The organism is thiotrophic endosymbiont of Bathymodiolus puteoserpentis (Logatchev), assembly GCF_900127505.1.
Lineage (GTDB): Bacteria > Pseudomonadota > Gammaproteobacteria > PS1 > Pseudothioglobaceae > Thiodubiliella.
This window is the reverse complement of sequence record NZ_UEXF01000010.1, coordinates 6,515-29,219: the sequence shown is the minus strand read 5'-3', so window position 1 is coordinate 29,219 and position 22,705 is coordinate 6,515. Positions and strand designations below refer to the sequence as shown.

The 22,705-nt window shown below is 38.3% G+C and carries 23 protein-coding genes and 2 tRNA genes; 15 read left to right on the top strand and 10 right to left on the bottom strand.

Annotation, left to right across the window (positions count from 1 at the left end; genetic code table 11):
- Positions 1-9 precede the first annotated feature (9 nt).
- The gene (locus BHECKSOX2_RS00905) at positions 10-678 is read right to left on the bottom strand and encodes a phosphoglycolate phosphatase (RefSeq protein WP_139682084.1); all 669 of its coding nucleotides are present in this window, start codon (positions 676-678) and stop codon (positions 10-12) included.
- A gap of 57 nt (positions 679-735) precedes the next feature.
- Between BHECKSOX2_RS00905 and proC the strand changes: the two genes are divergently transcribed.
- Genes proC through BHECKSOX2_RS00890 form a run of 3 tightly spaced genes read left to right on the top strand, consistent with a single transcriptional unit; the run spans position 736 to position 3,018 of the window.
- Complete coding sequence (gene proC, locus BHECKSOX2_RS00900) at positions 736-1,566, top strand: pyrroline-5-carboxylate reductase (RefSeq protein ID WP_139682083.1); 831 nt, start codon at positions 736-738, stop codon at positions 1,564-1,566.
- The gene (locus BHECKSOX2_RS00895) at positions 1,559-1,969 is read left to right on the top strand and encodes a hypothetical protein (RefSeq protein WP_139682082.1); all 411 of its coding nucleotides are present in this window, start codon (positions 1,559-1,561) and stop codon (positions 1,967-1,969) included. Before proC ends, BHECKSOX2_RS00895 begins: the two co-directional genes overlap by 8 nt.
- Positions 1,970-1,974: 5 nt before the next feature.
- A complete protein-coding gene (locus tag BHECKSOX2_RS00890) occupies positions 1,975-3,018 on the top strand; it encodes a hypothetical protein (RefSeq protein ID WP_139682081.1) in 1,044 nt (347 codons plus the stop codon).
- A gap of 1 nt (position 3,019) precedes the next feature.
- Here BHECKSOX2_RS00890 and BHECKSOX2_RS00885 read toward each other — a convergent pair whose 3' ends face one another.
- Both BHECKSOX2_RS00885 and BHECKSOX2_RS00880 read right to left on the bottom strand, forming a co-directional pair.
- Positions 3,020-4,591 carry a DUF945 family protein gene (locus BHECKSOX2_RS00885; RefSeq protein WP_139682080.1) on the bottom strand — a complete coding sequence of 524 codons (1,572 nt, stop codon included), beginning with the start codon at positions 4,589-4,591 and terminating at the stop codon, positions 3,020-3,022.
- Positions 4,592-4,647: 56 nt separating this feature from the next.
- Complete coding sequence (locus BHECKSOX2_RS00880; protein ID WP_139682079.1) at positions 4,648-5,364, bottom strand: 16S rRNA (uracil(1498)-N(3))-methyltransferase; 717 nt, start codon at positions 5,362-5,364, stop codon at positions 4,648-4,650.
- 34 nt (positions 5,365-5,398) lie between these two features.
- Here BHECKSOX2_RS00880 and BHECKSOX2_RS00875 point away from each other — a divergent pair, with 34 nt between their 5' ends.
- The 12 genes from BHECKSOX2_RS00875 to cysQ all read left to right on the top strand — a co-directional run bounded on the left by BHECKSOX2_RS00875 (position 5,399) and on the right by cysQ (position 17,165).
- Positions 5,399-6,616 (top strand): aminopeptidase P N-terminal domain-containing protein, encoded by a 1,218-nt coding sequence (locus BHECKSOX2_RS00875; RefSeq protein WP_139682078.1) that lies wholly within the window; start codon positions 5,399-5,401, stop codon positions 6,614-6,616.
- On the top strand, positions 6,613-7,632 hold the full coding sequence (gene trpD / locus BHECKSOX2_RS00870) for an anthranilate phosphoribosyltransferase (protein WP_139682077.1): 1,020 nt from the start codon (positions 6,613-6,615) through the stop codon (positions 7,630-7,632). Before BHECKSOX2_RS00875 ends, trpD begins: the two co-directional genes overlap by 4 nt.
- 16 nt (positions 7,633-7,648) lie before the next feature.
- Positions 7,649-8,191 (top strand): oligoribonuclease, encoded by a 543-nt coding sequence (gene orn, locus BHECKSOX2_RS00865; RefSeq protein WP_139682076.1) that lies wholly within the window; start codon positions 7,649-7,651, stop codon positions 8,189-8,191.
- A gap of 126 nt (positions 8,192-8,317) precedes the next feature.
- Positions 8,318-8,512: a hypothetical protein gene (locus BHECKSOX2_RS00860; RefSeq protein WP_139682075.1), complete on the top strand. Its 195-nt coding sequence runs from the start codon at positions 8,318-8,320 to the stop codon at positions 8,510-8,512.
- Between the two features lie 12 nt (positions 8,513-8,524).
- Entirely contained in the window at positions 8,525-9,055 is a 531-nt protein-coding gene (locus BHECKSOX2_RS00855; protein ID WP_139682074.1) for a hypothetical protein, read from the top strand.
- A gap of 34 nt (positions 9,056-9,089) precedes the next feature.
- Entirely contained in the window at positions 9,090-9,881 is a 792-nt protein-coding gene (ispE, locus tag BHECKSOX2_RS00850) for a 4-(cytidine 5'-diphospho)-2-C-methyl-D-erythritol kinase (protein ID WP_245391270.1), read from the top strand.
- A 28-nt stretch (positions 9,882-9,909) separates the two neighbouring features.
- Positions 9,910-9,984: transfer RNA gene (locus BHECKSOX2_RS00845), tRNA-Gln, on the top strand.
- Positions 9,985-10,516: 532 nt separating this feature from the next.
- The gene (locus BHECKSOX2_RS00840; RefSeq protein WP_139682072.1) at positions 10,517-12,988 is read left to right on the top strand and encodes a galactose-binding domain-containing protein; all 2,472 of its coding nucleotides are present in this window, start codon (positions 10,517-10,519) and stop codon (positions 12,986-12,988) included.
- Between the two features lie 422 nt (positions 12,989-13,410).
- Positions 13,411-14,373, top strand: coding sequence for a ribose-phosphate pyrophosphokinase (locus tag BHECKSOX2_RS00835; protein WP_139682071.1), 963 nt, complete (start codon positions 13,411-13,413; stop codon positions 14,371-14,373).
- Positions 14,374-14,424: 51 nt separating this feature from the next.
- Positions 14,425-16,236 carry an RNA polymerase sigma factor RpoD gene (rpoD, locus tag BHECKSOX2_RS00830; RefSeq protein ID WP_139682070.1) on the top strand — a complete coding sequence of 604 codons (1,812 nt, stop codon included), beginning with the start codon at positions 14,425-14,427 and terminating at the stop codon, positions 16,234-16,236.
- A gap of 8 nt (positions 16,237-16,244) precedes the next feature.
- A tRNA-Ile gene (locus BHECKSOX2_RS00825) sits at positions 16,245-16,321 on the top strand.
- 85 nt (positions 16,322-16,406) lie between these two features.
- Entirely contained in the window at positions 16,407-17,165 is a 759-nt protein-coding gene (gene cysQ / locus BHECKSOX2_RS00820) for a 3'(2'),5'-bisphosphate nucleotidase CysQ (RefSeq protein ID WP_090718225.1), read from the top strand.
- Between the two features lie 21 nt (positions 17,166-17,186).
- Here the strand turns inward: cysQ and nadC are convergent, their stop codons facing one another.
- From nadC to BHECKSOX2_RS00785, 7 genes are all read right to left on the bottom strand, one after another.
- On the bottom strand, positions 17,187-18,008 hold the full coding sequence (nadC, locus tag BHECKSOX2_RS00815) for a carboxylating nicotinate-nucleotide diphosphorylase (protein WP_139682069.1): 822 nt from the start codon (positions 18,006-18,008) through the stop codon (positions 17,187-17,189).
- Positions 18,001-19,086, bottom strand: coding sequence for a lipid-A-disaccharide synthase (gene lpxB / locus BHECKSOX2_RS00810; protein ID WP_139682068.1), 1,086 nt, complete (start codon positions 19,084-19,086; stop codon positions 18,001-18,003). Before lpxB ends, nadC begins: the two co-directional genes overlap by 8 nt.
- A 7-nt stretch (positions 19,087-19,093) precedes the next feature.
- Positions 19,094-19,396 carry a ribosome assembly RNA-binding protein YhbY gene (yhbY, locus tag BHECKSOX2_RS00805; RefSeq protein ID WP_090718215.1) on the bottom strand — a complete coding sequence of 101 codons (303 nt, stop codon included), beginning with the start codon at positions 19,394-19,396 and terminating at the stop codon, positions 19,094-19,096.
- Positions 19,393-20,706: a tetratricopeptide repeat protein gene (locus BHECKSOX2_RS00800; protein WP_139682067.1), complete on the bottom strand. Its 1,314-nt coding sequence runs from the start codon at positions 20,704-20,706 to the stop codon at positions 19,393-19,395. The genes yhbY and BHECKSOX2_RS00800 overlap by 4 nt, the downstream gene beginning before the upstream one ends.
- A complete protein-coding gene (gene lysA, locus BHECKSOX2_RS00795) occupies positions 20,699-21,937 on the bottom strand; it encodes a diaminopimelate decarboxylase (protein WP_139682066.1) in 1,239 nt (412 codons plus the stop codon). The genes BHECKSOX2_RS00800 and lysA overlap by 8 nt, the downstream gene beginning before the upstream one ends.
- Positions 21,938-21,943: 6 nt before the next feature.
- Positions 21,944-22,081, bottom strand: coding sequence for a lipoprotein (locus BHECKSOX2_RS00790; RefSeq protein ID WP_180323598.1), 138 nt, complete (start codon positions 22,079-22,081; stop codon positions 21,944-21,946).
- A gap of 155 nt (positions 22,082-22,236) precedes the next feature.
- On the bottom strand, positions 22,237-22,705 hold a 469-nt coding region (locus tag BHECKSOX2_RS00785; RefSeq protein WP_180323597.1), incomplete at its 5' end, for a hypothetical protein.

Genomic DNA, 22,705 nt, shown 5'->3' with positions numbered 1-22,705 from the left:
TTGCCTTCCTCATAAATAATTTTTAAGCTCAGCCATTGAATCAATCACTAAATCAGGATTGGCATCACGAATATCATCACCATGATTGTAACCATAAGACATACAAATAACCTTAAAACCTGCCGCGCGTGATGCCTTAACATCACTGATTGAATCGCCCAACATCATTGCATCTGTTGGGTTAACGCCAAAGAATTTTGCAGCATGAAGCAATGGCAATGGGTCTGGTTTTTTCTTGGCTAAAGTGTCGCCAGAAATAACAATACCAAACTCATCAAAAATACCTAAGTCTTTTAAAATTGGCAGGGTAAATTGTTCAGCCTTGTTAGTCACACAACCCAAGGTGTAACCTTGTGCTTTCATATAATCTAATCCTTCTCTCACACCCGGATATAGCGATGAACGACCTGAGGTATTTTTGGCGTATAAATCCAAAAAAATCGGGTAGGCTTTGTCGTAATCATCTTGATTAACCGCACCCTCTAACCCTCCTGTAAGAGCACGCTCTACCAATTTTGGCACACCATTACCGACCCAGTGGCGTACTTTTGCCTCGCCCCATTTTTCTCTACCCATTGCTATCATTAATTCATCAACACAATAAGCCAAATCTGGCACACTATCAACTAAAGTACCATCAACATCGATCATAATTAGTTTTGGGTTAAATTTTTTCATGTTTCCTTTTGTATTGTTAAGTAGAATAGTCAACTAAATAAGTTTTAAGGTATTTTAATGCAAAAGACAACAACAATTGGTTTTATTGGTGCGGGTAATATGGCACATGCGCTGATTTCTGGCTTGATTAACAATGGATTTGAGGCGTCAAATATCAAACTCAGCGACACTGATACAACACTATTATCACAACGAAAGTTGGAATTTGGTGTTGAAGTTTTTACCGATAACTCGCAAGTGGCTACAGGATGCGATGTGGTTGTACTGGCAGTAAAACCACAAATATTGTCAAGTGTTTGCAAGGAAATAAAAATACACACTCGCCACAGACCTTTGATGATTTCTATCGCTGCTGGCGTAAAAAGTCGTGATATTAACGCTTGGCTAGGAGGAGGCGCATCTATTGTACGCACAATGCCAAATACACCCGCACTGGTGGGCAAAGGTGCAACTGGAATGGTGGCTAATGATGCTGTGAGCGATAAACAAAAAGAATTGGCTGAACAAATTCTTGGCTCAGTTGGTGAATACTTTTGGGTGAAAGAAGAAACAATGCTTGATGCGGTAACAGCACTATCAGGTAGTGGTCCTGCTTATTTCTTTTTAATGATTGAATCAATGACCAATGCTGGTGTTGCACTCGGACTAGACAAGCAAATCGCTGAAAAACTCAGTATTCAAACTGCACTCGGTGCTAGCACGATGTCAAAGCAAAGTGCTGATTCTGCACGCGAACTGCGCGCCAAAGTTACCTCGAAAAATGGCACCACACAAGCAGCAATTGAGAGTTTTCAAGAGCAAAATTTTGAAATAATAATCTCTCACGCCATGCGTGCTGCCTTTGAGCGTGCTAGAGAAATAGGTTTTGAATTGAGTGACAATGCATAACAAACTTGACATCAAAATTCAAGCATCAAAAATTTATTTAACCCTTAGTATTTTCGTTTATTGCTTGGGTTTATTTGCGATTTGGTATTATTTTTACACGCTATGGTTAAGCGTTATTTTAAGTAGCTTGTTATCCATATGGTTGTTCTATTTTTTGCCAAAATCGCTACATCTTACGCACCCAAATTCCATTGTTAAAATGGTTTTAGACGAAGACAAATTAACGGTTGAAAAAAATGACCATTCTACCCAGCAATTCTCGGTGTTTTACCCCTCGTACCAATCTCGTTTTTTGATTATTATCAATGTTGGCAAAGAATCCGTAGTGATTTTTAAAGATGCATTGGCATCACAATCACTCTCACAACTTAACCGATATTTCAATACCAAAACTAAGACTTAAAACCGATGTTGACACCCGAAGACACTCTACGACTTAATGTACTCATTGCCACTTGTGTCGCAATTCGTGTTGATATTTATAAGTTGGCGGTCGTGGGCTTAACTGAAAACAAAAAAGAACAAACCATCACACTCAATCCATCTGGTGATAGCACTAAATATATTAAAGCGGTGCAAAAACTTTTAGCCTCTCAAATACTAGGTTCTATGGGTGGCTACCCCTCATATTTAAAGCGTTGGTCAAGAATGGGTCAAGTGGGATCGAGTAACTTAAAATCACTATTAAAAATTGGCAATATTGAAGCCGTGGTCGCAGTGGCAAATTCGCAAAACTTAAACGATGAAGTATTAGATTTAGTTTGGTGGTGCGCAACCAATACCGACCAACAAGCAGAAATTGGGCGCTTTCTTCTCACTCGAAATTTTGTCATCAAACACCCCATTGGCAAACAAATTGCCGATTATTTACTAGAATTTCTACCCTTTACCGATGACACCACGCAACTCATCGACACCACTAACTTACTACTACAAGAGGATTTAATCTCACCACAAGCAAAGGATAGATTATGGAAACAAGGGCAAAGAAAGCCCGCTTTTTTAGTGGGTTTTATTGAGAGAATGGAAGGCAATTTACCCAACAATAACAATACAATCGCATTAGATAACAATATTAAAGAATTAGAATGTGTCAATAGCGAACAAGGTCAAATCATGTTGCAAACCATCAATCACATTCTAAAAAAGATTAATCAAGAGCATGTTTTGTATCGCACCTTAGAAGTATTAGGCGCTTACCTGTCACATCCAATGGTTCAAAGACTCGCAGATATTGAGCAGTGTCAAACTCAAGCAGAAAATGTCTTAGCGCAGTTGGGCTTGGATAATGAAAAAATCAAAGCTAGATTATTGTTGGCCGGTGTTAGTGAACAATTAGTCGTGGGCACAATTTCTGCCCATAGTTTGGCTGGCTCTGCCATTCGTAAAAAACTCTCTAATGTGCTTGAATCCATTCAAGCTGCCTTAAAGCTTTTAACTACCCCAATATAAATTATCTTGCTTTTATTGTTGGCACTGGTGGCACTGGTGGTAACGGAAGAATCAATTGTTGCAAAATAGCGATCATGTCTTTACCATTCACCATTAATTTTTTATTTTGATAGTTGGCACTGGTTTGATAAAACCCATTTTTTTCTATCACCATCCCTTGCTGTATTTGCGTCTGTAACATTGGTTTAAATTTTTCCAAAATTTTAGCGCTCACCTTGGCTTTCAAATTAACAATAACTTTCTCTTTTACAAACTCACCAGCTTTCTTTAGATTGTCATTACTTATCATTGCCAAAAACTGCATCATATCGCCTTTGTCAAAATCATAAATAAGTTGAAGATTTAATGTGTTGTTAATTTTTGGTTGCTTAACTGTTGTAATGTCCAAATCAATATTAAGACTAGTCACTTGTTTTACAAAAGACTTGTCAAGACCATTAGCAATATCATTAATAAGGTGAGCTGGGATTTTTGTGAATTTGATATTGTCTGTATCTATTGTAGAAAGATAATGTTTAAATTTTTGCGTGGTATTTGCAAAATTTGTATTATCAACACCCTTTAATGACCAAGATGCGAACACTGTTTTTGGTAAATCAAATGGCATGACTTCAAGCTGTTTTGGATACTTTAATATTTTAACTGTTGTATTGATTTCTACATCAGACAAATCAGACATTTTATTGTTTCTGCTTGACTTAAAATTAAAAGCAACTGCAAAACTAACGCCCTCATCTGTTGACGAGTTAAAATTCAATTTTTGAATATCAAATTTAACATCGCCAAAATAATTAAATGCATCAATAAACTCATTGATATTATGAGAAATTGATAATTCTTGTATCTTAAAAATCTGCACATTTTTATATTTAGATATGATATTTGGTATATTAAAGTTGCCATGTCCAGTGAGGTCTTGTATGTTAGTTACATCATCAAATGTCATTCGACCAATCGTATATACTGTATCTGCTTTATTAACGCTAATCTCACTAATAGCACCACTTGTGTGCACTTTATTAGAAAAAAAAGGTAAAACAGACTCAAAATTTATGACGACTTCTTTTTCTAAAACTTGATTTAACTCTGAAATAAGTACATCTAATTGTTCTTTATTTTTTTGTTGATTGTCCTCAAAGCGTGGCAAAAATTCTTTTGCCATCGTCTTAACAAAATTACTCAAAGTACTTTGAAAGCTAATTTTTGCCATGGCAAACTCTAAACCCTCATCAAAAAATACAGGTCCATATTGTATATCTTGATCAATGACAATAGGCGTCTTAAAAGCATCCTCAAGAAATCCAACAAAATCATCATTCTTGTCCAACCCTAAGTTTAATTCATCTACTAATTTACGAATGTTAATCTTAATAGCATATTGTGCTTTTGCATCAAAGAAATTAGAATCAAATTTTTTCAACTCCAACTCAACGCTCGGGTAAGATTGTTGATAAACTTGGTTTATTTGATTGACATATTGGCTAATCAATTTTTCAGTTTGATATCCAGCATACAACAAACTGCCAACCCAGACAATCAACAACGCTATAATGAAACTTAGTATTTTTTTCATGTGAAAAATCTCAACTTAAAGCAAGCCATTATAACCATTCTTTTATCTTGAAAGTACTAATTACCCCATAATAATTGCATATTAGCTATTGCTACAAGTGAAGCGGTTTCGGTTCTAAGTATGCGAGTACCTAATAATAACGACTGATAGCCTGCCTGAGTGGCTTGGCTGATTTCTGCCTTGCTCAGTCCGCCTTCGGGACCGATTAAAATAGTCGCCTGATTGACTGTATCCGTTTTTAATAAAGTTTGTTTGGAGCGGTGATGTAAGACAAAGCCGTTCACAGTGGGTTGTTGTAAAAAGTCTGTTAAATTAATAGGCGTGAAGACCTCTGGCACAACGGATCGACCTGATTGTTCACAGGCGCTAATCACAATTTTTTGCCAATGAGATTGGCGTTTGGTTAATTTTTCGCCTTTGAGTTTAACCACGCAGTGTTCAGTCAAAATAGGGATGATTTTATTGACACCTAATTCCACGGCTTTTTGTATTAAAAAATCCATCTTCTCACCTTTAGCAATGCCTTGTGCCAAGGTGAGATGGAGTTTTGATTCAGAAGGGTTTTGCGTTTTTTCTAAAATTTGGACGGTGCAGTTTTTTTTCGTTTGCAATACTTCAGCGTTATAATTTAACCCATCGCCATTAAACAAGATGATGTTTTGCCCTATTGGAAAACGCAATACTTTGGTTAAATGATGTGCACTAAACACATCTAGCGTTAATTCCTCGCCAACAGATAAAGGGGCATTGTGATATAAACGCACATTTTTCATAATTTAAGCAAGGTCTCACTTTATAATCCTTAAAATGATACCAAAAAACAGACAAGAAAAATTACTAAGCCAGTTTGATGAGGGTGCTTTGGTGATTATTAGCACCAATCCAGAGCAATATCGCAATGGCGATGTGCATTTTCCTTTTCGCCCACATAGCGATTTTTGGTATTTAACAGGCTTTAAAGAACCTGAGGCAGTTGCTGTTTTTTCAAAAGATTACTACACGATTTTCTTACAAGAAAAAAATCTAGAACGAGAAATTTGGGATGGCGAGCGCCTAGGTGTTGCTAAAGCAGCGCAAACTTTAAATGCAAACCAAGCCTATCCTACCAACAAACTAAAAGTACAATTACCACAACTGATAAAAGAGGCAACAACGCTGTATTATGATTTCAAACCATGTGCGTTAGACGATGAAATTATTCAATGCTTGGATGGTGTAAAAACTCAATCGCTCGGTGAACACCTGCACGAAATGCGTCTGATTAAAGATGATAGTGAGATTGCATTAATGCAAAAGGCTGCTGATATTTCCGTGCATGCCCATCAGTTGGCGATGCAACAAGTCAAAGCAGATTTGTTTGAATACGAGATTGCCAGTATTTTTGATGCAGAATTTAGAAAAAATAACACCGAACACGCTTACACACCGATTGTAGCAGGTGGGGGGAACGGGTGTATCTTGCATTATATTAAAAACGATCAAGTGCTAAATAATGGTGATTTGTTATTGATTGATGCAGGTTGTGAAGTTGGGGGCTATGCCTCAGATATTACGCGCACTTTTCCAGTGAATGGCAAATTTAGCAAAGCACAACGACAAATTTATCAGATTGTACTAGATGCACAACTTGCTGCTATTGCATGTATTAAACCAGGTGAAATAGTTACTAAAGCGCATCAAGTTGCCTCGCAAATCATTCAACAAGGATTAATTGATTTGGGAATTTTACAAACAGATGGAGACTTGTCACAGTTTTATATGCATGGCACAGGGCATTGGCTAGGGTTAGATGTGCATGATGTGGGTAGTTATCGGCAAGGCAAACAACATCGTCAATATGAGATAGGCATGGTAACGACTGTTGAACCTGGTATTTATATTCGCAAGAGTGATAAAATTAACCCTGTTTACTGGGATATTGGTATTCGTATTGAAGATGATGTTCTGATTACGGATAATGGTAATAGCGTTTTAACCAAGGCACTGGTAAAAGAAATTAACGACATAGAGAACTTAATGAAATGAATATACAAGAAGCAATAAAAGCAGTCATTGCAAAACAAGATTTAAGCGAAGACGAAATGAGCACGGTGATGCGCGATATTATGACCGGCAAAACTACAAGCGCTCAAAATGGTGGATTTTTAGTGGGCTTGGCGATAAAAGGTGAAACAACCGATGAAATCACCGCAGCTGCAAAGGTAATGCATTCGCTGGCATCTGCGGTAACGGTTAATAATGCCAAGCATTTAGTTGATACCTGTGGCACAGGTGGCGATGGCCTGGGGTTGTTTAATATCTCCACTGCTTGTGCCTTTGTAGCTGCAGTGGCAGGCGCACAAGTCGCCAAACACGGTAATCGTAGTGTTTCTTCCAAATCAGGTAGTGCCGATGTGCTGGAAGCAGCGGGCGTTAATCTTCATATGACGCCAGAGGCCATTAGTAAAAGCGTGGAAAAAATCGGCGTTGGTTTTATGTTTGCACCCACACACCATTCGGCAATAAAACATGTTGTCAATACTCGTAAAGAGTTGGCGGTGCGCACTATTTTTAATGTCCTAGGTCCGCTAAGCAATCCAGCAAAAGCACCTCATCAAGTGATGGGTGTTTATGACAAGGCTTTGGTTGAACCGATTGCCAATGTGCTCAAAAGCCTAGGCTCTAAGCATGTGATGGTGGTACATTCTAAAGATGGATTGGATGAAATCTCAATTGCCGATGATACTTATGTTGCTGAACTCAAAAATAACAAAGTAACCACTTATACCATCAACCCAACAGAATTTGGCTTGCCATTAGGTAATTTAGACGACATCAAAGCACAAGATGCTAATAGCTCATTGGCACTCATTCAAAAAGCACTAGATGGTGAAGAGGGTGCAGCGAAAAATATCGTTGCACTCAATGCTGGCGCTGCAATTTATGTATCAGGTGTAGCTGATTCACTACAAGCAGGTATCGACAAAGCAATAAAAATTTTAAACGATGGCTCAGCCCACCAAAAATTAGACGACTTTGTTAAAGAAAGCACGGGCTGTTAATATAAAGGACTTATTTATGAATAAAGATAGCAACTTAATCTGGATTGATTTAGAAATGACAGGCTTATTGCCAGAAAAAGACACCATTATTGAAATTGCCACGATTGTTACGGATAAAGACCTTAATATTTTGGCAGAAGGTCCAGCACTTGCCATTCACCAAAATAATGAGATTTTAGAAGCTATGGATGAATGGAATACTGAGCACCACACCAATTCTGGCTTAGTTCAGCGCATTAAAGACAGTAATGTTTCTATGCAACAAGCTGAAAAACAAACGATAGATTTTCTACAAGCCTATGTCAATCCAGATGCCTCGCCAATGTGTGGCAACACTATTTGTCAAGATAGAAGATTTCTTTACAATTACATGCCTAAATTAGAGCAATTTTTCCATTATCGTCACATTGATGTCACCACACTAAAAGAATTAGCGGCGCGTTGGAAGCCTGAGGCAAAAATGATTCGAGAAGGGGAATCTGCACACTTAGCATTACTTGATATTAAAGACTCTATTGACGAACTTAAGCATTACAGAGAGACATTTATTGATGTTTGATATTATAAATTCATAATATTTATATCTTTATTTTAATTATCAGTTACAATATCAAGCGTTTTATATGTAAAATTGCGGGAAAGATTTGCTTTAACAGAAATACAAAAACCAATGGGAGGAAAGAAAATGGAACGACCAACACCAAAAAGCATTCAATTTGCAAAAAAGTCTGCTGAAAGAATTGATGGTATCGAAATAAAGTCTAAGCCAAAATTTTATTTTGAAGCAGACAGCAAAAGTTCAAACTCATTTGATGAAGAATTCCTTGTTTCTTTAGAGAAAGGCGAACATTTAAATGATAACTTTTTATCAATTAAATAGTGTGCTTTTTCCGTGTCTGACCCCATAACAACAATATATAAACCCCACTATAAAAGAATTTTAAAGGTATTTGTCAATACCTTGCCTTACGCCTATCAAGGTTATACAGAAATTACGGGTATTCAACACAATCCAACTACATTACAAAGTATTCAGACTGACTTTGAAAGTTGTATTGGTTTTTATTCAGAAGAAATTTTCATTGCAACTTCATTTGAAATTAACACTTATTTAAATGATTTTTCAGTGACGCCCAAGGGGTCTATTGATGAATTCAAAATTATTTTCTTTTTAGCAAAAACTTTGTCTGTTTTCTTAGAAAGAAATGGTTTAAAAACTGCATCAAGAGTGGTTCTTTCAACTATGATTGGTATTCTTGACAAAAAACTTACACTAGTCCATGCTAAACGCCCAAAACTCACAGAGCAAACAATCAACTTAATACAAGATGGGACTTTGTTTGAAAAAACAGGGGAAGTTGGTCTGTATTTAACTTATAAATGCCTATATAGACACGCCGAAGAAAATCAGAACAATCCCTAAAATTTGGCTATCTCCCGCAAAAATTAACTTATTTTTGCACATTAATTCTAAACGAGAAGATGGCTATCATAATCTACAAAGCATTTTCCAATTACTAGACTATTACGATGAACTCACAATATCCATTAGGCAAGATGCTGTCATAGCACGCACCAGTGGTAATGAGGATATACCAGAACAACAAGATTTAATTATCAAAGCAGCACAAGCACTACAAAAAGCAACGAATACAACAGATGGGGCAGATATTTCAGTAGTGAAAAATATCCCTACCGGGGGTGGCTTGGGTGGTGGTAGTTCAAATGCAGCAACGACACTAATCGCACTCAATGCATTATGGGGCACAAAATGCTCAAAGCAAAAATTAGCAAAAATTGGCTTAGCACTGGGTGCTGATGTGCCGATTTTTATTACTGGACATAGTGCTTGGGCGGAAGGTGTAGGTGAAATTTTGACGCCAATGGACTTGCCAAAACACTACTTTTTAGTGGTCTCTATTAACAAACAACTCTCAACCAAAGAAATTTTCTCGCATAAAGCATTGACAATATCGCCCACTATAGGGAAAATACACCCTTTCTCAGAGTTAATCAATCCACACAATGATTGTCTTGAGGCTGCCATCGAGTTGGAAGGCGAAATTTTAGAAGCATTAGCGCATTTAAAATTATCCAAAAACCACTTATACCAGCCGAGAATGACAGGCACAGGAAGTTGTGTCTTTGTGGAGTTTAAGCATGAGAAAGATGCTTTGGTAGCCCTTAATAATCTACCAAGCAAATGGTCGGGTTTTGTAGCACTTGCGCTCAATACCTCGCCGAATTAACCCACCTTGTGATGGGTTAAACCTTAATTGGGCTGTCGCCAAGCGGTAAGGCAACGGGTTTTGATCCCGTCATGCGCAGGTTCAAATCCTGCCAGCCCAGCCAATTTCCCTTCTTTACTTTGTCTTTTTACTTTCTACTTTGTTGGATTTGTAAAAACACTGAGTCTTTTAGGTTGTGTTGTCTAAATTTTTGCATATTTTTAAAATCTGCCTCGTACTAGTGCGCTCTGGTTTTGTTGCGCTCTAATCCAAGGTGTCTTGCTTTACCTAAATCATAATAAAGCTTTAACAATCCAAAGGTTTTCTCAACAATATAACGAATGGATGAACGCTGTTTTTTTCTTGTTTTTGTTGGATGTTTTTTCAAGACATGATTGGTTTTTTAGAGTTGTTTTAGATGAGTATTATCTTGCTATACAGGAGGTTTGTGATTTTTTTTAGTCGATTTATACAAAGGCCTCAACAGTTCATACAAATCCCTAAAACTCTGACTATGAAAATTAAGAAGATATGTCAGAAAATAAGTTTTGGATTATGAGTGGCTCTATTTTTGGATTTTTGGGGCGCATAAAAAAACTTTGACAAAATTGTTTTTAAATGCTATAGTAAATTTTTTAATCATTATTTTTTTAAAAATGAAAAACACAACAAATACACTAAACAAACTAACTAAACTCCTTGCAGTTGCCATCATTTCAGTCTCTTTGAATGCTTTTAGTGTTACAATCAGCACTAATTATGTTAATGCTACTGCTGGAACTACCATTACACCTGTTACCATCACTAATACAGGTGATGTTGCTTTTTATTACTCAATTTCTCCTGCTATCTCCAATGGCTTATCCTTTAATGCAAGAAATGGAACCATCTCTGGAACGCCAATTTTTACATCTGATCCAGTGACTTACGTTATAACAACTTATGTTGTAACAGCAACTGGTTTATTTGCTAAGGACACTGCAACTGTTGTTATTGCTGTTGGTGTCGGTGATATTAATCTGGCCTTTGGAAAACATGCCACACAATCCAGTACATATCTATACCACTCTATCGTTCCTGTTGCTGGCTATGCAGTGGATGGTAATACTGATGGCTATTTCTTAAATAAGAGCACCACCTATACCGAATATGAAGACGGCGCTTGGTGGCAGGTTGATCTGGGCAGCAAGAAAAACATCAATCAAATCATTATCTACAACCGCACTGATTGCTGTGCAAATAGACTAAGCAACTACCAAGTTAGTATTTCTAATAAAGCAGACTTCAGCACCCACATTTATCAACAAGACTTCCATGTTGCGCCTAATCCAAAAAAGGCTATTAAATTAGACGCATCAGGTAAACAAGGTCGCTATGTTAGAATCCAGTTGCTTGATCAGAACTCTCTGTCTCTAGCAGAAGTTCAGGTTATGGGTATTGATCCTTTGCGTTTTGCTAAGGTGGATTATTCTAGTACCCATAATGATTTTGATGGATCTTATAATGCGCCAAATTATGCCAATAAGACGGCCTTTGCCGCCATTAAAAGCGACGGCTCAATCATAGCATGGGGTGGTCTATCTTCTGAAGGCATAGATCCAGATTCTGTAGGTAAAAAAGCACCCACTGACAGTGGCTATACCGAGATTTATTCAAACGAATATGCATTTGCTGCCCTTAAAGCTGATGGCTCAATTACAACATGGGGTAGCCTAAACAATGGAGGCACAAACGCATCCAATGTACCCACTGACAAAGGCTATACCAAGATTTATTCAACTATTAGTGCCTTTGCCGCCCTTGCACACGATGGCTCAATCAAAGTGTGGGGTAACTCAGATTATGGAGGTGCAAACGCACCCGCTGGCAGTGGCTATACCAAGATTTATTCAAATACATATGCCTTTGCCGCCCTTGCACACGATGGCTCAATCAAAGTGTGGGGTAACTCAGATTATGGAGGTTCAAACGCACCCGCTGGCAGTGGCTATACCAAGATTTATTCAACTGTTGGTGCCTTTGCTGTCCTTAAGGCTGATGGATCAATCAAGGCGTGGGGTGAATCAGATGCTGGAGGTGTTAATGCACCCGTCAACAAAGGCTATACCAAGATTTATTCAAATGAACATGCCTTTGCTGCCCTTAAAGCTGATGGCTCAATCAAGGCGTGGGGTGACCCATTTACTGGAGGCGAAAGCGCACCCGCCGACAAAGGCTATACCAAGATTTATTCAAATAAATTTGCCTTTGCTGCTCTTAAAGCCGATGGCTCAATCACAGTGTGGGGTAACTCACTTTCTGGAGGCACAAGCGCACCCACCGACAAAGGTTATACCAAGATTTATTCAAATGAGTATGCCTTTGCTGCTCTTAAAGCCGATGGCTCAATTACGACATGGGGTGAAACAAAGAGTGGAGGCAAAAACGCACTCAACGCACCCACTGATAAAGACTATATCAAGGTTTATTCAACCGGTATGGCCTTTGCTGCTCTTAAAGCCGATGGTTCAATTACGACATGGGGTGACATGGAGAATCCGTGGGGTAACATAGAGAATATACGCAAAAACATACCCACTGACAAAGGTTATATTGAGATTTATTCAAATGAATTTGCCTTTACTGCTGTTAGGCCCGATGGCTCAATCAGGACATGGGGTGACCCAAGTTATGGAGGCGCATATGCCTCTGGTGGTTACAATCTAGCGCTTGGAAAACCTGCCACACAATCCAGTATATATCCACACCGCATCCACGCTGTTGCTGGCTATGCAGTAGATGGCAATACTGATGGTGAATTCTTAAATAGTAGCACAACCCACACCAAAGATGAACAAGGTGCTTGGTGGCAGGTTGATCTAGGCGGTAAGAAAAAGATCAATCAAATCATTATCTACAACCGCACTGATTGCTGTGCAAATAGACTAAGCAACTACCAGGTTAGTATCTCTAATAAAGCAGACTTTAGCACCCACACCTATCAACAAGACTTTCATGTTGCGCCTAATCCCAAAAAGACTATTAAATTAGACGCACCAGATAAACAAGGTCGCTATGTTAGAATCCAGTTGCTTGATAAGAACTATCTGTCTCTAGCAGAAGTTCAGGTTATAGGTGATGATCTTTAAATAAAGAAAACACAGTAAAGGTGTTTCAGTTGCTGGTTACTTAAGTTGCAACAATGCGCTAGTGGGCAAGGTCTATAGACAGGTAAATCTTTCGTTGTGTTGTAGCACCTTGTGCACTGACGAGGCAACTTGTTTATCAGGGTATAAAAACTGTTTATGCAAAGGTCTCATATAAAAACTACAAGTATTTTTCAACTACCCATGAATTTTGGACGGTTAATATCAACATTATAATAACTTTAGGACTAAAAGATATTAGACATAAAAGATTTATTTCAAGATCTAATCATTCATTTTGATGAAAATACATTTAATATTTTCAAAGCCGAAAAAATTACATAATTCAGTATCTGAATAAATTATAAATTATGCAAAGGTCTCATAGTATAATTCAGGCACTTTTAAGATAACAACAAATATCTATGTCGCTTGACAAAATTAAAATTTTTAGTGGTAATGCCAACCCATTACTTTCTGGAGAAATCATCTCAAGTCTAAATGTTATGCAAGGTAAGGCGCTCGTAGGGCGATTTAGCGATGGTGAGTCACAAGTTGAAATCTTGGAAAATGTACGCGGTTGCGATGTATTCGTTTTGCAGCCTACTTGCGGACCTTCGCCAGCAGAAACTTTGATGGAGTTGTTAGTCATAGTTGATGCACTGAAGCGCTCTTCTGCTACTCGCATTACTGCCGTTGTGCCATATTTTGGTTATTCCAGACAAGACCGTCGTTCTCGCTTAACGCGTGTACCAATCACCGCAAAATTGGCTGCAAAAATGATTGAGGCATCTGGTGTTGACAGAATTTTAACGGTTGATTTACACGCTGACCAAATCCAAGGATTTTTTGACATTCCAATTGACAATATTTATGCTCAACCGGTTTTGGTTAATGATATCCTTGCACAAAACTATGAAAACACAGTCGTTGTGTCGCCTGATGTTGGCGGTGTTGTGCGTGCGCGTGCTGCGGCCAAATGTATTAACGATTCTGACCTTGCTATTATCGACAAGCGTCGTCCTGCACCAAACATGGTAAAAGTAATGAATGTAATTGGTGATGTTGATGGCAGAACTTGTATCTTAATTGACGATATGGTTGATACCGCTGGCACTCTATGTCAAGCTGCCAGCATCTTAAAAGAAAAAGGCGCTAAAAAAGTGGTGGCTTACGCAACGCATGCTGTTTTATCTGGTCCTGCAATTGACAATATCAATAACTCTGAACTTGATGAATTAGTAACCACCAATACCATCCCTTTAACTGAAGCAGCAGTTAAATGCGATAGAATCAGAGTTGTATCTATTGCACCGAAACTTGCAGAAGTAATTAAACGCATTAGCGAAGAACAATCTATTAGTGCAATTTTTACCGACGACAAATAGTGATAAGACGGTATAATTGCTCCTTTGGATTGTTACAATATCTATTAACTCATGAAAAACACAACAAAAGCACATAAACAAGCACTAGAAAAAGTCATTATGCTCGGCAAGGAACAAGGCTACTTAACCTATTCTGAGCTCAATGACTTACTGCCAAAAGATTTACTAACACAAGATCAAATTGAGCCAATTAAAACCATTCTAGAAGAGTTAGATATTGTTGTTTCTGACACTATTCCTGATGCTGATACCTTAGTTGTAGAATCAGGCGCTAAAGCACAATCAACTTCTGCAGAAGCCGCAGTTGCTGCATTGGCAGCATTAGATTCAGAGTTTGGCAGAACCACTGACCCAGTTAGAATGTATATGCGCGAAATGGGTGTAGTGGATTTATTAGAACAAGAAGACGAAATCCGTATTGCTAAAGAGATTGAAGCTGGCGTATTTGAAATCATGCAAGCAATTACGCTTTACCCAGTCATCACTGAACAATTTTTTAAAGCGCATAAAAGACTTGAAGAAGGTAAATGCAAAATCACCGATGTTATTATTGGTTATCAAGGTGACGCAGAAGACTTTGCAGAAAAGAAAAAAGCTTTTGACGCTGGTGATTTTGATGATGACGAAGAATACGAAGAAATGGAAGAAATGGAATATGCGGGTCCAGATGAAGACCAAGTATATTTGCGTTTTGACACCATTTCAAAATGCTCTGACAAATATCTAAAAACCAACGAAAAACACGGCTTCCGTGACAAAAAAACAGTGTCTGAACGCAAGAAATTATCACAAAGTTTATCAGACTTACGCCTAGCACCAAAATTAGTCACCACCATGGTAGAAATTATTTGCGGGCGTGTTGATAAAGTCAAAGAACAAGAAAAATCCATCCAAAAAGCTTGTTTATATGCAGGTATGGATAGAACGCAATTCTTTGAATTATTTACCGACAACGAAACAAATTTTGATTGGTTAAAAAAGGCTACGCTTGACAGTCAAATTAAAGATAAATTAGCCAGCAGTAAAGATGAAATTTACTACGCACAAAAAAACCTTCAAGACTATGAAGAAGAAATGCAGTTGACTGTTGCTGAATTAAAGGCGCTTAATAAGCTTTATCGTCGTGGTGACCGTCGTGCTAAAACAGCCAAAGCACAAATGATTGAAGCCAACTTGCGTCTGGTCATCTCAATTGCTAAAAAATACGCCAACCGTGGTTTACAATTCTTAGACCTTATTCAAGAAGGCAATGTTGGCTTAATGAAAGCTGTTGATAAATTTGAATATCGTCGTGGTTACAAGTTCTCAACTTATGCAACTTGGTGGATTCGTCAAGCAATTACGCGCTCGATTGCTGATCAGGCTCGTACCATTCGTATTCCAGTACATATGATCGAAACCATCAACAAACTTAACCGTGTTAAACGCCAATTGTTACAAAAATATGGTCGTGAAGCAACACCTGAAGAATTAGCAGTAGAGATGGAATTACCAGAATACAAGATTGTTAAGATTTTAAAAATCGCTAAAGAACCTTTATCAATGGAAACCCCGGTCGGTGATGATGAAGATTCTAATATTGGTGATTTTATTGAAGATGGCAATGCATCTTCACCAGTGGACATCACTACCAAAGAAAGCCTAAGAGAAACAACAGGTGAATTACTTGCCAACCTCTCACCTAGAGAGGCAAAAGTATTAAAAATGCGTTTTGGTATTGATATGAATACCGACCACACACTAGAAGAAGTCGGGCGTCAATTTGATGTAACGCGTGAGCGTATTCGCCAAATTGAAGCCAAAGCCTTGCGTAAACTTAGACACCCATCTAGAGCGCACAAACTTTCAAGCTTCCTAGAGTAACCCCTTTCGGGCCTTTAGCTCAGTTGGTTAGAGCAAACGACTCATAATCGTTTGGTCCTTGGTTCAAGTCCAAGAAGGCCCACCACATTCAAACTGCACCTTTATTCTTACTAAAAGGTGCACTTATTGTGTGCTTAGTCATATAGCTACACATAAGGTATGATACTCATATGACATTTGACAAAATCCTCCCACAATTAATTGAATTGACCACCAATGTTGGTGAAGAGATTTTGTCGTATTATAAAAATGACATTAAAGTTGAGTTAAAAGCAGATAAAACACCTCTCACTATCGCTGATAAAAATGCACACCAATCCATTGTTAACGCCTTATCTCAACTAACGCAAAATATCCCAATCTTATCCGAAGAATCTGATGCTATTGCTTTTAAACAACGCTCAAAATGGCAGGAATACTGGTTAATTGACCCACTGGACGGGACACGAGATTTTATAGAGCAAACAGGAGAGTTTTGCATTTGTATTGCCTATATTAAAAATCATCAGGCAATTTTTGGATTGGTTTACGCACCACTTACTCATACACACTATTATGGCTTTGACAACAGCGCTTACCAAATCCATAACAACATTAAAACACGCCTCAAAGTATGCGTAGCAACACAACCACTACGCGTGGTAACTGGACACTATTCAGCGCACAATCAACAACTACAAGCACATCTTGAACAACTTGGTGAGCATCAACTCTCTTGCTTAGGCAGTGCGCTGAAATTTTGTAAAATTGCCGAGGGGATTTACGACTACTATCCTAGATTTGGCCCTTGCTGCGAATGGGATACAGCAGCAGGTGCTTGTATTTTGCAAAATGCTGGGGGTTCAGTGCTTGATGAAAATGACAATCCACTCAAATACAACACCAAAGATGATTTACTATCTCCTATTTTCTTTGCCTCAGGCAAATAATTGATAAGCCCAGTTATCAGATTAATTAAGAAATCTTAATGATAAATCAATAGCTTGTATGTTTTTGGTCATAGAGCCAGTAGAAATATAATCAACACCAGTTTCAGCCACCGCTACAATTGTATCTTTATCAATATTGCCAGAAGCCTCTAAGGGGAATTCGTTATTCGTCAACTCCACCGCTTGGATCAAATCAGCAATTGAAAAATTATCACAAAGCACTCGAGTGATGCCTACCAAGGTTAGCGTTTCGCTAAGTTGTGTCAAGTTTTCTACTTCAACAATCAAAGGCAAATTTGGATATTGCTCTTTGGCTAATTGCACAGCATTCTTGATTGAACCCGAGGCAATAATATGATTTTCTTTAAGCATCACACAATCATACAAACCCATACGATGGTTCATACCACCGCCACACTCAACCGCTTGTTTTTGTGCCAGTCGTAACCCAGGGATGGTTTTTCTTGTATCTAGAAGATGTGCATTAGTATGTGCAATCTTACCTACCAAAGTCTTGGTTTGCGTTGCAACACTACTTAGCATTTGCAAGAAGTTAAGCGCCACTCTTTCAGCGCTGATAATACCATTGGTAGCGCCTGATAAGGTGCACAAAACTTGATTTCTTTGAATACTATCACCATCACTTAAATGCCATTTGAGTTGAATATTTTTATCAAGTGACAGAAATGCTATTTGTGCATATTCGATACCACAAATCACCGCTGGTTCTCTGGCAATAATTTGTGCGGATACTATTTTGTCATCAAGCAAACTGGCAGATACATCCCCCGTACCAATATCTTCATCTAACGCCAAAGCAACCATGTCGTTTATTTTACTCATTAACGAATTCACGAATAATGCGTGCTGATTCTTCACTGGCATTGAGATTGAGTTGTTGATGGATATTTTTAAAGGCTTGCGTTAATATTGTTGTATCACTATTTAAAATTTCCAGTGCGTGTTTGGCAATATTTTCCCCATTTGCATCATCTTGAATAAGCTCAGGTACTAGATTTTTATTAGCAATAATATTGGGCAAACTGATGTGTTTGATTTTGACCAATCTTGATGCAATAAAATAACTAAACGCTGATAACTTATACACCACCACCATCGGCACACCCAACAGCGCCAATTCCAAAGCAGCGGTGCCAGAAGCCACCAACACTAAATCTGACTGGACAGCACGCTGATGTGCATCACTCGTAGAAATACGCACATTTGCAGTTTTAGCAAGTGGCGTCACCCACGCAAGCAGCTCATCATTTGCCAATGCTAAGTGGAATTTTAACTCTGGGTCTTGCTCCGTCATAAGCGCTGCCGCTGTCAACATTTCAGGCAATAATCTGGTAATTTCACTCTCACGAGAGCCCGGCATTAATAAAATGTTTTTACTGCTTTGGTAATTGATTCTTGGCTGTAGCGTTTCAGCCAATGGGTGCCCGACAAACACAGCGCGTTGATTGTGCTGTTGATAAAAATCCACTTCAAATGGAAATAAACACAACACCAAGTCGGTTGATTTTTTGATTTTTTTAATACGACTTTGACGCCAAGCCCATACTGAAGGGGAGATAAAATGTAGTGTTTTAACACCTCGTTGTTTGAGTTTTTTCTCAATCACAAAATTAAAATCAGGACTGTCCACGCCAATAAAAACATCAGGCTTGTTGGCAGAAAAGTAACGAATAATCGTGCTTCTAAGGCGTAATAGCGCAGGCAGTTTTTTCAACACTTCGCTAAAGCCCATCACATTCACACGCTTTTGGTCCCACAACTGCGCGCATCCAGCTTCAAGCATTTTGTCACCTACTAGGCCTTGTATTTGAATATTGTTGTCCTGCGCTTGTAACGCACTCACCAACTTAGAACCGATTAAATCACCTGAGACTTCCGCAGCGCTAATGGCAATTTTCATAGGTGTATTATTTGCGTGGAAGGATAATTTGTGGCTCTTCATTAAAGGCACGATAAATCACCATTATATTGCCAATCACCTGTATTAAATGCGCCTGAGTGATGCTAACAATCTCATCAATCATTGTTTGCCTATCGTGCTTATCATCTGCACGAATTTTGATTTTTAACAACTCATGTTTGGTCATGGTTGATTCTAACTCTGCCAGCACCGACTCACTCAAGCCGTGTTGTCCAACCATTACAATAGGTTTGAGTGCATGCCCACGAGAGCGTAAGAATTTTTTTTGATTGTTGGTTAGTTTATTCATTTTTTAAGTTTTTCCAATATATTTGTTATTTTTTCTATCAATCCATCGGTATTGTTTTTTGTTTGGGTGGTGGAATACACAATGGCATCTGTTAACTTGGGTAAAAATTCTTGTTGGTATGCTCTATTTTCATTTCTCACTCGTTCGAACATTTTTGCCATGGCCACACGGTTGCTTGCCTCAATGCGTAATGATTTGGCGTTGGTGTATTGGCGAATAATGGCAAGTGTGACAACAGAAGAAAAAACATAAATAATATAAGTATCGCTACTTTTGAAAACACCATAGGCAATCAAAATAATCACTAACACTATCAAAACTGAAGTTACTTTAATTGCATATTTGCTCCATTTAAACCAGTTATTTTCTTCCTCTTGATGTTTCGTTTCTAAGGTTTCTAAGATTTCTTGAAAATCTTGCGCTTTTTTGTTACTTGCTTGCGTTTTTTCTGCTTCTTCTATAACAATACCAGGGTCTAACTCTTGTGCCTTTTTAAAATCTTCAATCGCCTTTTCTTTTTTTCCTAGCTTTCTGTAAGTAGCGCCACGATTATAAAAAGCCCGAGCATATTGTGGGTTAAGGGTAATAGCTTGGTCATAATCCTCAATGGCTTTTTGATACTCGCCTAAATTGGTATAAGCAACGCCACGATTACGAAAAGCCTTAGCATCTTTTGGGTTAAGGACAATAGCTTGGTCATAATCCTCAATGGCTTTTTGATACTCGCCTAAATTGGTATAAGCAACGCCACGATTATGAAAAGTCCCATCATATCTTGGGTTAAGGACAATAGCTTGGTCATAATCCTCAATGGCTTTTTGATACTCGCCTAAGTTAATATAAACATTACCACGATTATAAAAAGCCTTAGCATTTTTTGGGTCAAGAGCAATAACTTGGTCGTAATCCTGAATGGCTTTTTGGTGCTTGCCTAAGTCGTCATAAGTATTACCACGATTACCAAAAGCCTCAGCATATTGTGGTTTAAGGGCAATAGCTTGGTCGTAATCCTTAATGGCTTTTTGGTACTCATCTAAGCTGTTATAAGCAACACCACGATTATAAAAAGCCTCAGCATATTGTGGTTTAAGGGCAATAGCTCGGTCGTAATCCTTAATGGTTTTTTGGTACTCACTTAAGTTGTCATAAGCAACACCACGACTACTAAAAGCCAAGCCATCTTTTGGATCAAGTTCGATAATTTGAGTGCAAATTTCAATTTTTCTAGTATGATTGTCACTATCCTTAATCTTGTCAAGTTCTGCCTGCAACTCCTCAAGCGTCATTTTGATAATATCTTTCTCACTCATACAATCGCTCCTGTGCAAACAAATCTTGCACACTTTCTCGCTGTCGAACCAGTTGGTGGTTTGTACCTGAGACCATCACTTCCGCCACACGGGGGCGGGTGTTGTAGTTAGAGCTCATGGTGAAGCCGTAGGCACCTGCTGACATTAACGCCAAATAATCACCTTCGCTGAGGGATAGGGCTCGGTTTTTGGCAAGGAAATCACCAGTTTCACAGATGGGGCCGACTAAATCCCAGTGGGCTTGGGTGCCTTTGGCGTTTTTGTTGATGGGCAAGACTTGGTGATAGGCGTTGTAAAAACTGGGGCGCAATAAATCATTCATGGCACCATCAACAATGGCAAATGAGTGCTCTGAATTTTGCTTTAAAAATTCAACTTTGGTCATAAAAATACCTGCATTTCCCACAATTGCTCTACCAGGCTCCAAAATTATCTCAATATTTTCTACTTTGCTGATCATTACATCAATATAATTTTGAATATCAATCGTTTGTTCGCCTTCATAGTCAATACCGATACCGCCGCCTAAGTCTAGATGAGTGATATCAATACCTTTGTCTTTTAACTGTTTGAGCAATACCAAAACTTTGTCAAGTGCGTCTAAAAATGGAGATACTTCGGTAATTTGTGAGCCAATATGGCAATCTAGGCCTTGTACATTGAGATATTTAGAATCTTGTGCTTGTTGATACAAATCAATCGCATTACCCATATCAACACCGAATTTATTTTCTTTAAGCCCCGTTGAAATATAAGGATGGGTTTTGGCATCCACATTAGGATTAACGCGAATAGAAATCGGTGCTTGCTTGCCAACGGAGCGTGCGACTGATTCTATTCTACTAAGCTCAGAAGCAGACTCTACATTAAAACAACGCACACCCACTTCGAGTGCTCGCTCGATTTCTATTTTGGTTTTTGCTACACCTGAGAATACACACTTGCCTGCCTTACCACCCGCTACAAGCACACGCTCTAACTCACCAATAGAAACAATATCAAATCCGCTGCCTAATTTTGCCAATACATTTAAAACTGCTAGGTTAGAATTTGCCTTAACAGCGTAGCAAACTAAGTGCGGATGGTCGCCAAATGCTTGATCAAACTCACGCCAATTATTCTCAATATCCATGCGAGAATACACATAAAGTGGTGAGCCGTAAACTGCCATTAAATCTGTTATAGCAACAGATTCAGCGTGCAGTATTTGATTTTGGTAAGAAAATCCCAAGTGTTTTTATGCAATATGCGTTACAACAGATGTAACAGATGTAACAGATGAAGACTTAACTTTTTCTAATTCGCCCGTTCTGCCACAAGCAGAAAGCCCGATAATGATGAAAGTTAATGCCATTAATTTGATAGTTTTTTTCATGTTGTCTTCTCTGTTTAATAACTGTTTATTTTAACAGAGAGGCTGTTGATACAGTTTATTTGTTTTATCAGAATATTGCGTAAGCAATGCTTTTGCTTGATGTCCTGTATACCCTAAACTAACAGCTCAAACACCACAAAAGTCTTCCATTGTATTTACTTTCTCTTCGCCCCTCTATTTCTAACCACTTTATCTTGTTTCTTTAACATCGCTTCATAAATCCCTATCTTTTCTCTCATTTCGTTCCATATTTTCTTAAGGCCCTGTGTTTGTTCACGAAATCCCCCATACATATGTGAAATTTCTTGTTTTCTCTTGTCTTCATCCAAAATTTTATTAAACAGACTTGCATCTTCGTCTAGTTGCCGCGTATACCCTAGATGTCTTTTGCTAAAACGGTTATAATCATTGGTTATATCATCACGCCAACTATTAAGCGAAGGCACTTGATAGATGATACTGTTTCTACTTTTAAAAGAATTGTGCAGCTCTTCCATATCAGACGCTAAAAGTTTTAACATTGAAATCCAACTCAATATTTTTTCATTATCCTTTATGCTAGGCGTTTTAGGATTCTCTTGCTTGGGTGTTATTCCTTTCTCAATATCTGAGCGCACCAAGGTC